At 64.2% G+C, this 13,821-nt stretch carries 13 protein-coding genes and 1 pseudogene; 8 read left to right on the plus strand and 6 right to left on the minus strand.

Annotated features, from left to right (window positions below):
• The 4 genes and pseudogenes from JOZ76_RS36845 to JOZ76_RS36860 form a co-directional block, all read left to right on the plus strand.
• Window positions 1-406: aldehyde dehydrogenase family protein (locus JOZ76_RS36845; RefSeq protein WP_291706285.1), on the plus strand; the 406-nt coding region annotated here is incomplete at its 5' end.
• A gap of 99 nt (window positions 407-505) precedes the next feature.
• Entirely contained in the window at window positions 506-1,489 is a 984-nt protein-coding gene (gene hpaD / locus JOZ76_RS36850) for a 3,4-dihydroxyphenylacetate 2,3-dioxygenase (RefSeq protein WP_291706286.1), read from the plus strand.
• A 38-nt stretch (window positions 1,490-1,527) separates the two neighbouring features.
• Window positions 1,528-1,689: pseudogene (locus JOZ76_RS36855) on the plus strand (fumarylacetoacetate hydrolase family protein); the annotation flags it as partial.
• A 27-nt stretch (window positions 1,690-1,716) separates the two neighbouring features.
• A complete protein-coding gene (locus JOZ76_RS36860; RefSeq protein WP_291706287.1) occupies window positions 1,717-3,342 on the plus strand; it encodes a thiamine pyrophosphate-dependent enzyme in 1,626 nt (541 codons plus the stop codon).
• Between the two features lie 92 nt (window positions 3,343-3,434).
• Here the strand turns inward: JOZ76_RS36860 and alkB are convergent, their stop codons facing one another.
• The 5 genes from alkB to JOZ76_RS36885 all read right to left on the minus strand — a co-directional run bounded on the left by alkB (window position 3,435) and on the right by JOZ76_RS36885 (window position 7,253).
• Window positions 3,435-4,088 (minus strand): DNA oxidative demethylase AlkB, encoded by a 654-nt coding sequence (gene alkB, locus JOZ76_RS36865; protein ID WP_291706296.1) that lies wholly within the window; start codon window positions 4,086-4,088, stop codon window positions 3,435-3,437.
• Window positions 4,089-4,094: 6 nt separating this feature from the next.
• Window positions 4,095-4,838 (minus strand): 2OG-Fe(II) oxygenase, encoded by a 744-nt coding sequence (locus tag JOZ76_RS36870; RefSeq protein ID WP_291706297.1) that lies wholly within the window; start codon window positions 4,836-4,838, stop codon window positions 4,095-4,097.
• A 216-nt stretch (window positions 4,839-5,054) separates the two neighbouring features.
• Window positions 5,055-5,741: a DUF2848 domain-containing protein gene (locus JOZ76_RS36875; RefSeq protein WP_291706288.1), complete on the minus strand. Its 687-nt coding sequence runs from the start codon at window positions 5,739-5,741 to the stop codon at window positions 5,055-5,057.
• Window positions 5,734-7,086 carry an amidase gene (locus JOZ76_RS36880; protein WP_291706289.1) on the minus strand — a complete coding sequence of 451 codons (1,353 nt, stop codon included), beginning with the start codon at window positions 7,084-7,086 and terminating at the stop codon, window positions 5,734-5,736. The genes JOZ76_RS36875 and JOZ76_RS36880 overlap by 8 nt, the downstream gene beginning before the upstream one ends.
• A gap of 29 nt (window positions 7,087-7,115) precedes the next feature.
• Entirely contained in the window at window positions 7,116-7,253 is a 138-nt protein-coding gene (locus JOZ76_RS36885; protein WP_291706290.1) for a hypothetical protein, read from the minus strand.
• A 158-nt stretch (window positions 7,254-7,411) separates the two neighbouring features.
• On the opposite strand from JOZ76_RS36885, the gene JOZ76_RS36890 reads away from it, so the two are divergent.
• The 4 genes from JOZ76_RS36890 to JOZ76_RS36905 all read left to right on the plus strand — a co-directional run bounded on the left by JOZ76_RS36890 (window position 7,412) and on the right by JOZ76_RS36905 (window position 11,243).
• On the plus strand, window positions 7,412-7,825 hold the full coding sequence (locus JOZ76_RS36890) for a Zn-ribbon domain-containing OB-fold protein (RefSeq protein ID WP_291706291.1): 414 nt from the start codon (window positions 7,412-7,414) through the stop codon (window positions 7,823-7,825).
• A gap of 4 nt (window positions 7,826-7,829) precedes the next feature.
• On the plus strand, window positions 7,830-8,972 hold the full coding sequence (locus JOZ76_RS36895; RefSeq protein ID WP_291706292.1) for a thiolase C-terminal domain-containing protein: 1,143 nt from the start codon (window positions 7,830-7,832) through the stop codon (window positions 8,970-8,972).
• A 102-nt stretch (window positions 8,973-9,074) separates the two neighbouring features.
• On the plus strand, window positions 9,075-9,989 hold the full coding sequence (locus JOZ76_RS36900) for an SDR family NAD(P)-dependent oxidoreductase (RefSeq protein WP_291706293.1): 915 nt from the start codon (window positions 9,075-9,077) through the stop codon (window positions 9,987-9,989).
• Between the two features lie 96 nt (window positions 9,990-10,085).
• Window positions 10,086-11,243, plus strand: coding sequence for an SMP-30/gluconolactonase/LRE family protein (locus JOZ76_RS36905; protein ID WP_291706294.1), 1,158 nt, complete (start codon window positions 10,086-10,088; stop codon window positions 11,241-11,243).
• 98 nt (window positions 11,244-11,341) lie between these two features.
• On the opposite strand, the gene ppc is transcribed toward JOZ76_RS36905, so the two are convergent.
• The coding region (ppc, locus tag JOZ76_RS36910; RefSeq protein ID WP_291706295.1) for a phosphoenolpyruvate carboxylase at window positions 11,342-13,821 on the minus strand (2,480 nt) is incomplete at its 5' end.

Consider the following 13,821-nt stretch of genomic DNA (forward strand, 5'->3'; position numbering starts at 1 on the left):
GCATGACGGGCCGGGCGGCGGCCATTACGTGCAGCCGACGCTGGTGACCGGCGCTAATGGCAAGATGCGGGTCGCACAGGAGGAGGTGTTCGGCCCGTTCTTGACCGTGATTGCCTTCCGCGACGAGAGTGACGCAATCGCGATCGCCAACGATGTAAAATACGGCCTGACCGGCTATGTCTGGACGGGCGACTTGGGCCGCGCCTTGCGCGTCGCGGATGCGCTGGAGGCGGGCATGATCTGGCTCAACTCGGAAAACGTCCGCCATCTGCCGACCCCGTTCGGCGGCATGAAGGCCTCCGGGATCGGTCGCGACGGCGGCGATTATTCGTTCGACGTCTACATGGAAACCAAGCACGTCTCCCTCGCGCGGGGCACGCACAAAATTCAAAGACTGGGAATTTGATAATCGAGTCGTTCCGGGGCGCGCAAAGCGCGAAGCCGGAACCTCGAGATTCCGGGGTTCGATGCTGCGCATCGCCCCGGAATGACCGGAGGAAACCCCATGCCCGTTCCAAAGCACGTCTTCGATCCGCCGTTCAACATCATCCGCTGCAGTCATGCGGTGCTCGACGTCACTGACCTAAAACTCAGCCGCGAATTTTACGAGACCACGGTCGGCCTGCATGTCGAGGATGCCGACGACAGCGCCGTCTATCTGCGCGCCAGCGAGGAGCATCAGCATCACTCGCTGGTGCTGCGCCGGGCCGACGTGCCGGCCTGCAACCGCCTCGGCTTCAAGGTCGGCAACGATAGCGATCTCGACAAGGCCGCAGCGTTCTTTTCCGAGAACGGCATCCCTTATGCGTTCGCCGAGCAGCCGTTCCAGGGCCGCACACTGCATTTCACCGATCCTTTCGGCTATCGGATCGAGCTCTACGCCCGAATGGACAAGCGGCCGCATTTGCTGCGGCGCTACGACCTCTATAAAGGCTGCCATCCGCAGCGGCTCGACCATTTCAACGTCTTCGCCGCCGAGGTGCAGGACACCATGGATTTCTACGTCCGCCTCGGCTTCCGCCTCACCGAATACGCCGAGGAAGACGGGCCGAACGGCCGCATTGCCGCGGCCTGGCTGCACCGCAAGGGCAACGTGCATGATTTCGCGCTGACCAATGGCAAGGGCCCCCGCCTGCACCACGTCGCCTATTGGACGCCGACCGCGATGAACATCATCCATCTCTGCGATGTGATGGCCTCCAGCGGCTACTTGAAGAACATCGAGCGCGGGCCCGGCCGGCACGGCATCTCCAACGCATTCTTCCTCTACATTCGCGATCCCGACGGCCACCGGCTCGAGCTCTACACCAGCGACTATTTTACGGGAGATCATGACCACGAACCGCTGCGCTGGTCGCTCAGGGATCCACGGCGGCAAACCTTGTGGGGCGCGCCCGCGCCGCGCTCCTGGTTCGAGCAGGGCTCGCCGTTCACCGGGCAGCAGGTCCGCGAACCGCAATTCGTCGCCGACGTGACCGTTGCAGATTGATGCCGATGACCTTCCTTCGCCTCACAACTTTCTGCGTCGTCTCGACCTTCACGACACTGGTGCCCGGCGACATCGTCGCGACCGGAACGTCGGCCGGCGCCGGTGATCCGCCGCATGATCTGAAGCCAGGCGACTTGATCGAGATCGAGGCCGAAGGCATCGGGTTGCTGCGCAATGGCGTGATCGACGAGACAACATGATCAACGCGACCAACGGATTACAACGACATGACTTCAATGACCGGCGGTGAAGCGATCGTCAGCGGTCTCGTCGCACACGGTGTCAGCACCGTGTTCGGCCTGCCCGGAGCGCAGATCTATGGTCTGTTCGATGCCTTTCACCAGGCCCAGCTCAAGGTCATCGGCGCGCGCCACGAGCAGGCCTGCGGCTACATGGCCTACGGTTATGCCAGATCGAGCGGCAAACCCGGGGTGTTCAGCGTGGTCCCCGGCCCAGGCGTCCTCAACGCGGGCGCGGCGCTGCTGACCGCCTTCGGTTCCAACGAGCCGGTGCTGTGCCTGACCGGGCAGGTGCCGACACAGTTTTTGGGCAAGGGCCGCGGGCACCTGCACGAGATGCCGGACCAGCTCGCGACACTCAGAACTTTCGTCAAATGGGCCGATCGCATCGAATATCCTGATAATGCACTGACCGCGGTGTCGCGCGCTTTTCAGGAGATGATGTCCGGCCGCCGCGGGCCGGCGGCGCTGGAAATGCCCTGGGACGTGTTCACCCAGCGTGTCCAGGCGAGCGCGGCAAGACCGTTCGATCCGTTCCCAGCACCAAAGGCTGACAGCGAGCGGATCAAGGATGCCGCAGCTTTGATTGCCGCCAGCAAGGCGCCGATGATCTTTGTCGGCTCGGGCGCGATCGAGGCGCAAGAGGATATCCTCGAGCTGGCCGAGATGATCGATGCGCCGGTCGTCGCGTTCCGCAGCGGCCGCGGCATCGTCTCCAATGCGCATGAACTCGGACTGACGATGGCCGCGGCCTACAAGCTTTGGCCGACCACGGACTTGATGATCGGCATCGGCACCCGCCTGGAGCTGCCGACGATGTCACGCTGGCCGTACCGGCCCGACGGCTTGAAATCGATTCGCATCGACATCGATCCCGTGGAGATGCGCCGCATGCCGCCTGATCTCGCCGTGGTGGCGGACGCCAAAGCCGCGACATCTGATCTCGTCAAGGCCGTCGCCAAGTCGGGCACTCGCAAGATTGCGGGCCGCCGCGCGGCGATCCGCGAGGCCACGGCCGCGGCGCAGGCCGAGATTCAGAGGGTGCAGCCGCAGATGGCCTACCTGAACATCCTGCGCGACGTGCTGCCGCATGATGGCATCGTCACCGACGAACTGTCACAGGTGGGCTTCGCTTCCTGGTACGGCTTTCCGATCTACGCGCCGCGCACCTTCATCACCTCAGGATATCAGGGCACGCTTGGCTCGGGCTTCCCGACCGCGCTCGGCGCAAAGGTCGCCAATCCGGACAGGCCGGTGGTCGCCATCACCGGCGACGGCGGCTTCATGTTCGCCGTACAGGAGCTCGCGACCGCCGTGCAGTTCAACATCGGCGTGGTAACGCTGGTGTTCAACAACAACGCCTATGGCAATGTCCGGCGCGACCAGGTCCAGCGTTTCGACGGCCGCGTCGTCGCCTCCGATCTCGTCAATCCGGACTTCGTCAAGCTCGCCGAATCCTTTGGCGTGGCGGCCTCGCGTGTCACAGCGCCCGATCATTTCCGCCCCGCACTCGAAAAGGCGCTGGCGCATGGCGGCCCGTATCTGATCGCGATCGAGGTGCCGAAGGACTCGGAAACCACGCCCTGGACGTTCATTCATCCGGCGCGGCCTTAACCTCGTCATTCCGGCGCGCGCGTAACGTGAACCCGGAATCTCTCACTGCAACGTCTGGATGCTTCGCATCGCTCGGGAACGACGGAAGAGGCTCAGCGTGCGCGGCGAAACGTCAGGTTGATGCGCTGCCGGCCGAGCAGCACGTGCTCGCCGTCGGCGAGCGGCGCCACGCCGTGAAAAAACAGCCGCGATGGACCGCCCCACACCACGACATCGCCGTGCGCCAAACGGAATCGCCGCGTCTTGTCGCTGCGCTTCAGGCCGCCAAAGAGGAAGATCGCAGGCAATCCCAGTGAGACCGACACGATGGGCTTGTCGAAATCCTGCTCATCGCGATCCTGATGCAGCGACATCCGTGCACCCGGTTCATAGCAATTGATCAGGCAGGCGTCGGGCGCAAACTCGTTGAATCCCGCTGCCGCGGCTGCTCGTTCGGCCAACTGCGCAAAGGCCGGCGGCATCGCCGGCCACGGCTTGCCTGTTTCCGGATCATTTTGGACGTAACGATAGCCGCTGCTGTCAGTGGTCCAGCCGAGCGGCCCGCAATTGGTCATCGCCACCGACATCTGATGGCCGCCGGGCGTGACCATGCGGCGAAACGGCGCCTGCGCGACAATGTCGTGCAACGCCGCGATGAGCTCGTTCTCCAAAGGCCTGGCATGGCCGCGCAGTAGCACGGCACCTTCGGCCATGTGTTCGCGCGCGGGCCCGGTATCGGGAACGCTGTCGAACAGATCCGACGTCACGGCCACTCACTTCGCATCATGAAAGATCACCCCCAGTGTGTGACGCCGGCCAGAGCGAAGGCGGCTGACGCCATGGCGAAGGTTGACGCGGTAGGTGCCGCGCGTCCCAGCAACCGGCCTGTGGTGGACCGCGAAGGCCACTCCGTCGCCTTGCCGCAGCGGCACCACCTCGGCGCGTGACTGCATGCGCGGCCGCTGCTCGGTCAGCACGAACTCGCCGCCCTCGAAATCGCGACCCGGATCGGATAACAGGATCGCGACCTGCAGGGGAAAGACATGTTCGCCATAGAGGTCCTGATGCAGGCAGTTGTAGTCGCCTTCCTGATATTGCAGCAACAGCGGCGTCGGCTTGCCCTGGCCGGCATCATGGCAGCGCTTCAGGAACGCCGCATGGCTTTTGGGATAGCTGATGTCGATCCCCATCGCCTCGTTCCAGCGATTGGCAACCCCGGAAAGACGTTCGTAGAGTTTGGGACGCAGCTCCGCGATCAGGTCGGGAAGCGGATAGGAAAAATACTTGTACTCGCCGCGGCCAAAACCGTGGCGGCTCATCACGATGCGGCTGCGAAAATGCGCATCGTCGGCATAGACCGCGGCGAGCGCGCGGCATTCATCCGGGGCGAGCAGCCCCTTCAGCATCGCGCACCCCTGCGCGTCCAGATCGCGCTCGGCCTGTTCCCAGTCGATCACCGCGACGCGGCCAGCGAGATCAGAACTCGGAACAGCGTGGATTCTTGCGTTCGGTTTCATGAGACACAATTTGGGGCTCCGGGACGCCGCCTGCCACCCGATTTCCGATCTCCTCCGCCGTCATCGCGAGTGCCAGCGAAGCGATCCAGAGTGCTTCCATGGTGTCATTCCGGGGCGCCTCGAAGAGGCGAACCCGGGATCTCGAGATTCCGGGTTCGATGCTTCGCATCGCCCCGGAATGACCGTGAATTGCCTCACCTCGCAAGGACGAACGACTCAGCCCCGCACCGGCAGGGAGATCACGTCATAGGCGTGGCGGATGGTCCGCTTCAGCACCGGATCCTCGAGCTCGAATTCGAAGCGGCTTGCCGGCCGGATGCCGCCCTTGGCGGCAAAGGTGCCGCCGAACATGGCGCAGGCGTCCGGCAAGCGTCCGCCGTCGAACCCGCGCTTGATCAGCTCGTCGACCGGCAGCATGGCGTCGAGCGTACCCTCCTGGTACAGCTCGCGCTTGCCGCCGATCATGGCATGAGAGCGCAGGATCACCCGGTCCCAATGGCCGATCACGTCTTCGAGCTCCCACAACACAGATGCGATCGGCTTGTCGCACATCTGCTTGGAAACTGTGACGCTGTAGCTCTCGACCTTGCGGTCGGTGTGGTCGGAGCCGCAGCCGACGAAGATGCGTCCCTGCCAGCCGATCAGCACGAACTCGACCTCGCCGCTCGACTCAAGTCCGCAGACCTCGATCTCGTCTTCGAGTGTCAGCCGCCGCACTGAGACCCGGTAGTAGATCGGGGTTGAGGCCGGCCGCGCGATTCCCAGCGTTTCGAGTTCGGCGATGTGCTTGTCGCGCGCGACCGGATCGCGGCCGGTCCAGCCCGCGATCACGAGCTGATCGATCGGCAGCGTCAACGGCGTCGTGGTGTCCTGAGCGTCGACGGTGAAGGTGAGGTCAAACACGGATGAGGTCCTCCATGCCTGCCGCGAGTTCGAAAATGCGGCGGTCCGCGCCGCCGGCCGCGGCCAGCATCAGCCCGACCGGCACCTCGCCCTCGCGATGCGCGGGCAGCGAGATCGCACAGCCATCGATCATGTTGATCAACGTGCAGTTCCGCAGAGACAGGATATTGGCAGCAGCGAACGCCTTGTCGTCCTCGGCAAGATCGGCGATGCGCGGCGGCGTATTGGCCGCGGTCGGCATGACCAAGGCATCATAGGGCGCAAGGCGCGCGGCGGTGCGCGCGATCAGGGAGCGCCGCGCGTTCAGCATTTCGATGTAGTCCGCGGCCGTGATGGCTTCGCCGCGCAAGATACGCGCCGACACGCGGGGATCATAGATGTCGCCCTTGCTCGTGATCAGAAAGCGATGCCAGGCAAAGCTCTCGGCCGCCGCGAACCCACCTTTGGCGCCGATGATGCCGACATCGAGGAACTCCGGCACCTCGATGCGCACGATCGACGCGCCCTGGCGCGACAGCGTATCCATTGCGCGGTCGAACGTCCGCGCCACGGTGCCGTCGAGCTCATCGAGCGCAACGGTCGTCGGCACCGCGAGGCGCATCCCCCTGATCGGCCGCGCCTGCAAGGGAATGATCGGTTCGTTCGCGAGCACGGCATCGAGCACAGCACAGCAGGTGACGGAGCGCGCGAGCGGCCCATAGCTGTCGAGCGTCGTGGAGAGCGGCACGCCGCCATCGAGCGGGATGCGGCGCTGCGTCGGCTTGAAGCCCACGATTCCATTATACGCGGCGGGAATCCGGCAGGAGCCGCCGGTATCGGTGCCAAGCGCGCCGTGCGCCATGCCGTCGACGACCGAAACGGCGGCGCCCGAGGACGAGCCGCCGGGCACATGACCGACGCTACGGTTCCAGGCGCCCTTCGGCGTGCCGTAATGCGGATTGATGCCGATGCCGGAATAGGCGAATTCCGTCATGTTGGTACGGCCGATGACGACGAACCCGGCGCGGCGCAGCCGGGCGACCACCGGCGCGTCGACCTCCGCAGGGGCGGAATCGTCCAGCGCCCGCGACCCTGCGCGCGTCACCTGCCCCGTGATGTCGAACAGGTCCTTGACCGAGAGGGGAATGCCGGCAAAGCGCGACGGCGCGGCATTGGCCTTTCGCAGAATATCCATGGCATCGGCGGCAGCCAGCGCGGCGTCGCGGTCGACATGGATAAAAGTTCTCTGACCCTCGCCGTTGGAATCGGCGATCCTGGCCAGGCACTCTTCGACCAGTTTGCGGGCCGTAGTGCGGCCCTTCGTCAGGTCATCGGCGAGTGTGGCGAGGGTCGGAAGGCTGATCATCTTGGTCTCGTTCCCGGGGACAATGCTGTCTACTTCAGTCCGAAATGGGCACGATGCAAGGCCTCGTTGTCGTTCATTTCCGCGACCGTGCGAAAGCGGATGCGCCCGCCCTTCAGCACGAAGACGCGCGTTGCGACCTCATGAAAGCCGATATTCCACTCGGCCACTCGGCCACCCGCCCCCTCTCTCCCCTCTGGGCACACCGGAATAGGCGGCATGCGTGCATGCCCTGCTTGGACCGTTGACGCCAAATAGTCAAATGTCGCATCAAGACTAGAACAAGCGAGCCTCACCCCCGAGGCATCGTCAACGAGGAAACGACAAGATGGCTGAAGCAGCGCGTGCGCGCCCCAAGCCGACACCCGAGACGCAGCACTTTTGGGACGGGACACAGGCCGGCGAGTTGCGGCTGCAGCGCTGCGACGCTTGCGCCCATGTCTACTTCCCGCCGCGTCCCTTCTGTCCGTCCTGCGCCTCGCGCAAGGTCAGCGTGTTCAAGGCGAGCGGCATGGGCAGGCTCTACAGCTACGTCATCAATCATCGCCCGGCCGCGCCTGGCTTCACGCCGCCTTATTCGATCGCCGTCGTCGAGCTCGACGAGGGCCCGCGCATGATGAGCAACATCGTGGACTGTCCGCAGACGCCGGAAGCGCTCGAACTGGACATGCGGCTCGAAGTCAAGTTCGAGAAACTCGACGACAAGATCACCCTGCCCTTGTTCCGCCCCGCAAGAGGATAGCGCCATGCGACGAAACCAGGTCGCCGTGGTCGGCGCAGCCGAAACCACCGAGCTCGGCGTGATCCCGAACATGTCGCAGATCCAGCTGCATGCGGACGCCGCGCTGAATGCGATTGCCGATGCCGGGCTCAAACTCTCCGACATCGACGGCTTCGCCACCGCGGTCGAGACGCCGCAGCAGGTCTGCCACTATCTCGGCATCACCCCGACCTGGGTCGACGGCACCTCGGTCGGCGGCTGCTCGTTCATGCTGCATGTCCGCCATGCCGCAGCGGCAATCGAGACCGGGCTGTGCAACACCGTGCTGATCACCCACGCCGAGAGCGGCAAGTCGATGATCGGCAAGCAGCTGCGCGCGACGCCACCGGACAGTCTCAACGGCCAGTTCGAGGCACCATTCGGTGTGTACGGGCCGCCCAGTATGTTTCCGATTCCCGTGCTGCGCTACATGAAGACCTATGGGATCACCCATGAGCAGCTCGCGATGGTCGCCGTGGTGCAGCGGGAATGGGCGGCCAAGAATCCGCGCGCGACCATGAAGGAGCCGATCACGGTCGCCGACGTCCTGAACTCGCGCATGATCGCCTATCCGTTCCGCCTGCTGCAATGCTGCCTCGTCACCGACGGCGGCGGCGCGCTGATCCTGACCTCGGCCGACCGCGCGAAGGATTTTCCGCAAAAGCCGGTCTACATCCTCGGCACCGGCGAGAGCGTGGAAACGCCGCTGGTCAGCCAGATGGAGACGTTCAGCTCCTCGCGTGCCTTCAAGGTCGCAGGTCCCCTCGCCTTCAAGGAAGCCGGCATCACGCATGGGGATGTCGACCATCTGATGATCTATGATGCCTTCGCGCACCTGCCGCTGTTCGGACTCGGCGACCTCGGCTTCATGCCGCATGAGGAGACCGGCAAATTCATCGCCGACGGCAACACCCGTCCCGGCGCAAAACTGCCGCTCAACACCAATGGCGGCGGTCTCTCTTACATGCATTCCGGGATGTACGGCATGTACGCGCTGCAGGAAAGCGTGCGTCAGATGCGGGGCATCGCGCCGGCACAGGTGCCGAACGCGAGGATTTCGGTGTGTCACGGCGTCGGCGGCATGTTTGCGGCATCGGGCACGATCATCTTTACGAACGAACGTCAGTAAACCCTCGTCATTCCGGGACGGTCCGCAGGACCGAACCCGGAATCTCGAGATTCCGGGTTCGCGCTACGCGCGCCCCGGAATGACAACAACGGGAGGCAAGCTTTGGCCAAATCACTCGAAGGCAAAGTCATCGTCGTAACCGGCGCGGGCCGCGGCATCGGGCGCGAGATCGCGCGGCTCTGCGCGACCGAAGGCGCCAAGGTCGTGGTCAACGATCCCGGCGGCGCCGCCGACGGGGCTGGATCGAGCGCTGCACCCGCGGAAGAGGTGGTCGAGGAGATCAGGAAGCGCGGCGGCACGGCGGTGGCGAATTTCGAGACGGTCGCAGAAGCCGTCCCGGCGAGCCGCATCGTCAAGGCGGCGACCGATCATTTCGGCAGACTTGACGGCGTCGTTAACAACGCCGGCATCCTGCGTGACATGATCTTCCACCGCATGAGCGTCGAAGCGTTCGAGGCCGTCATCAAGGTGCACCTGATGGGCTCGTTCTATGTCTCTCACGCGGCGGCCCGGCTGTTCCGCGAGCAGGAGAGCGGCTCGTTCGTCCACTTCACCTCAACCTCGGGTCTCGTCGGCAATTTCGGCCAAGCCAACTACGCCGCAGCCAAGCTCGGTATCGTCGGCCTGTCCAAATCGATCGCGCTCGACATGAACCGTTTCAACGTGCGATCGAACTGCGTTTCGCCCTTCGCCTGGAGCCGGCTGATCGGTACCATCCCGACCGAGACCGAAGCCCAGAAGGCGCGCGTCGAGAAGATCAAGCAGATGGGCCCGGAAAAGATCGCGCCGATCGTCGCCTATCTGCTCGGCGATGCTTCGAAGGAGGTGACGGGGCAGATCTTCGCGGTGCGCATGAACGAGATTTTCCTGATGAGCCAATCGCGTCCGTTGCGTTCGGTGCAGCGCGGAGAGGGCTGGACGCCGCAGACCATCGCAGAGCATGCGATGCCGGCGCTGAAGCCGTCGTTCTACAGGCTCGACCGATCGGCCGATGTCTTCAGCTGGGACGCGATCTGATGCTGGAAATTTGATCCATCGAAGGTTGCAGCTCCAGAGTTTCGTCGAATTGCCGTGATAAGCTCGTCCTCCCGATAAAAAATACTGGAGGAAATCATGGCAGCTCCCCTGACCTTTCCTAGCCACGCTTTCAACCGCCGCAACCTGATGAAGGGCGCGGCGGCACTCGCTGCAACAGCTGCGACCGCGACCTCGGCGTCCGCATTGGAGACGCAGGCGCCGCTGGGCCAGCTAGGCGCTCCAACGATGTCGACCCAGCCGCTCCCCCTCGGGCCGCTGCCCGGAAGCGTTTATCCAGACTCTCATCTGGAATCTGCGAACAAGTCCGGAAAGCCAACGTTCGGACCTCCCGGCTTCCCAGCCTTTGCCGGCACCATGGCGGTCGAGCGCGTCGCGACCGGCTTCCGCTGGGCCGAGGGCCCGGTCTACTTCCCGGCCGGACGTTATGTGCTGTTCAGCGACATTCCCAACAATCGGATCATGCGCTTTTCCGAAGATGATGGTCATTTGAGTGTGTACCGCCAGCCATCAATGAATTCGAACGGCAACACCATCGACCGCGAGGGACGCCTGATCACGTGCGAACATAGTGGCCGGCGCGTGACCCGTACCGAGCTCGACGGCTCGATCACGGTCATCGCCGACAAGTTCAACGGCAAGCGGCTGAACTCGCCCAATGATGCGGTGGTCTCGTCCGACGGCGCGATCTGGTTCACCGATCCGGTGTATGGCATCGGCGGCTACTATGAAGGCGTCAAGGCCGAGCCAGAGCAGGAGAAGCACAATGTGTTCCGGGTCGATCCGAAGTCCGGTGACATCAAGGTCGTTGCCGACGATTTCGTGGAGCCCAACGGCCTCGCCTTCTCGCCTGATGAAAAGAAGCTCTACATCATCGATACCGGCTTCACCGATGGGCCCGACAACCCGTCGCATATCCGCGCGTTCGATGCCGACACAGGGGCCGGCAAATTGTCGAACAGCAAGGTCTTCGCCGAAATGCCCAAGCCGAGCATTACCGACGGCGTGCGCACCGACCGGGACGGCCGGGTCTGGCTTTCGGTCGGCTGGGGCGATCCGAATGAGAACGGCGTGCGCGGCTACTCGCCACAGGGGGAGCTGCTCGGCAAGATCCACATCCCGGAAACGGTCGCGAATTTGTGCTTCGGCGGCCAGCAGCGCAACCGGCTCTATATCTGCGGATCGACGTCGCTCTATGCCGTCTACACCAGCGCGCAGGGTGCGCTGAAGCCGTGAGCTGATTTGTATGCCGTCATTCCGGGGCGATGCGAAGCATCGAACCCGGAATCTCAAGGTTCCGGGTTCGCGCTCGCGCGCGCCCCGGAACGACGGCCCTAGCCGGTATTCCGCAGGCCTGCCGAAATGCCGTTGATGGTGAGCTGGATGCCGCGCAAAATCTGCTCGTCCGGATTTTGCGCGCGATGCTCTCTCAGCAGTTCCACCTGCACATGGTTCAGCGGATCGAGATAGGGAAAGCGGTGCCGCACCGAGCGCTCCAGCAGCGGATTGCCCTGCAACAGCCGCTCCTGCCCCATGATGTCGAGCAGCGCCTCGATCGAGGAATGCCATTCGCGTCGGATCCGGCCGAAAATTTTTTCACGCAAGGCTTCGTCTGGAACAAGTTCGGCATAACGCGAGGCGATCGCGATCGAGCTCTTTGCCAGCACCATGTCCATGTTCGACAGCAGCATGCGAAAGAACGGCCACTCCCGGTAGAGCTCCTTGAGGAACGCCATGCCCTGCTCGGGATGCTCGGCGATCCACGTCTCGACCGCGCTGCCAAACCCGTACCAGCCCGGCAGCATCAACCGGCACTGCGCCCAGGAAAACACCCAGGGAATCGCGCGCAAATCCTCGATCGCGCGGGTCTTCTTGCGCGAGGCCGGACGGCTGCCGATGTTGAGCGTCGCAATCTCGTTGATTACGGTCGACGACCAGAAATAGTCGACAAAACCCTCGGTCTCATAGACCAGACCTCGATAGGCCTTGAACGCAAGCGCGGACAGTTGATCCATTGCGACGAGGTATTCCCGCTTCGGCGCGCTCTGCCGGGGATGGAGCAGGCTCGCCTCGAGCGTTGCGGCCGCGAGGATTTCCAGATTGTTGCGGCCGACCTCGGCGTTGGAGTATTTGCTGGAAATGATCTCGCCCTGCTCGGTGATGCGGATCTGGCCGTTCACCGCGCCGCCGGGCTGCGCGATGATCGCGTCATAGCTCGGCCCGCCGCCGCGGCCGACCGATCCGCCGCGGCCGTGGAACAGCCGCAAGCGCACATGGTGGCGCTCGAACACTTCGACGAGACCGATCTCGGCCTTGTAGAGCTCCCAGCCCGAGGTGACGAAGCCGCCATCCTTGTTGCTGTCGGAATAGCCCAGCATCACCTCCTGCACCGCGCCGCGGCTGTCGACCAGGCGGCGATAGTCGTGTAGCGACAACATGCGATCCATGATGGCACTGGAGGCCTGCAGATCCTCGATGGTTTCGAACAGCGGCACGATGTTGATCGCGCTGCGGCCGGAGGGGTTGATCAGGCCCACCTCCTTCAGCAGCACCGCGACCTCGAGCATGTCCGACACGCCCTTGCACATCGAGATGATGGATTGGGGAATGACGTCGGCGCCGAACTTGGCGTGTGCCTCCGCGGCGGCGCGGAACACGGCGAGCTCGCCCAGGGTCTCGTCGCTGTACTTGACGAAACTCGACGTCAACGGGCGCGCGCTGCGCAGCTCGCTCGTCAGCAGCGAAATGCGCGCCTCCTCGCCCAACGCAAGATAGGACATTCCGGGAATCGCCGCGTCGACCAGTTCGGCAACCGTGCGCTCGTGAACGGCCGAGTTCTGGCGAATGTCGAGACGGGCGAGATGAAAGCCGAAGCAGTCGACGGCCCGGCGCAAGAGCCTGAGCCGCCCGCGCGCGATCACGCGCGCATTGTTCGAGATCAGCGAGCGATCCAGCACGTCGAGATCGGCCTTCAGTTCGGCCGCGCTGCTGTAAGCTGCCGCCGCGCCAACCGGCTTGCGGCTGATCTCGACCTCGAGCCGTTGCGCGGTCGCGGTCAGCCGGGCATAGACGCCGGAGACCGCCAGCCGATACGGCTCGCCGCTGCGATGCGGCGAGGTGTCCGGCGAGCGCTCGGCGAGCACGCGCAGTTCCTCGGAAATGTCGGCCAGATGCGCCGCGATCGACAGCTCGGCGCCGAGCGCGTGCAATTCCTCCAGATAGAACTGCAGGATGCGGCTCGACTGCAGTCTTAGCGTGCCACGCATCACCTCCGCGGTCACGAACGGGTTGCCGTCGCGGTCACCGCCGATCCAGCTGCCCATCCGCAGGAACGAGGCAAGCTCGCCCGCAGCCTCCTCGCCGCCATCCAGGCGGTCCTCCAGCGCACACAACAGCCGCGGCACCTCGCGCAGGAGGGTATAGTCATAGAACGCCAACCCGTTGGCGACCTCGTCGAGCACGGTCAGCTTGGTCCGCCGCAACATGTTGGTCTGCCACAGCGTCAGCACCTCGCGGCGCAACTGCTCGTCGTTTGCCTCACTCTCCTCGGGCGTGAACTGGACGCGCTCGCGCCGGTCGAGCAGCGCCGCGACCTCCATCTCGCGGTCCATCGTGCTCCTGCGGCGGACCTCGGTCGGGTGCGCCGTCAGCACCGGGCTGACCAGGGAGGTTGCAAAGAACTTGCGCAGATCGGCGGCGGCAAAACCCTTGGCCTGCGCATGCGCCAGTGTTTCGGCCAGCATCCCCGCCCGGATCCCGTTGTTCGCGCTGCGCGCGCGCATCTGACGGATGTTGTTGTGGTCCTCGGCGATGT

Origin of the sequence: Bradyrhizobium sp., assembly GCF_019244115.1 — a bacterium.
GTDB lineage: Bacteria > Pseudomonadota > Alphaproteobacteria > Rhizobiales > Xanthobacteraceae > Bradyrhizobium.

Bases quoted from the DNA above. Each gene is read 5' to 3' on its own strand.
- JOZ76_RS36895 (WP_291706292.1), top strand. From the start codon at position 7,830: ATGCGACGAAACCAGGTCGCCGTGGTCGGCGCAGCCGAAACCACCGAG.
- JOZ76_RS36880 (WP_291706289.1), bottom strand. From the start codon at position 7,086: ATGATCAGCCTTCCGACCCTCGCCACACTCGCCGATGACCTGACGAAG.
- JOZ76_RS36890 (WP_291706291.1), top strand. From the start codon at position 7,412: ATGGCTGAAGCAGCGCGTGCGCGCCCCAAGCCGACACCCGAGACGCAG.
- hpaD (WP_291706286.1), top strand. From the start codon at position 506: ATGCCCGTTCCAAAGCACGTCTTCGATCCGCCGTTCAACATCATCCGC.
- JOZ76_RS36905 (WP_291706294.1), top strand. From the start codon at position 10,086: ATGGCAGCTCCCCTGACCTTTCCTAGCCACGCTTTCAACCGCCGCAAC.
- JOZ76_RS36860 (WP_291706287.1), top strand. From the start codon at position 1,717: ATGACTTCAATGACCGGCGGTGAAGCGATCGTCAGCGGTCTCGTCGCA.
- JOZ76_RS36870 (WP_291706297.1), bottom strand. From the start codon at position 4,838: ATGAAACCGAACGCAAGAATCCACGCTGTTCCGAGTTCTGATCTCGCT.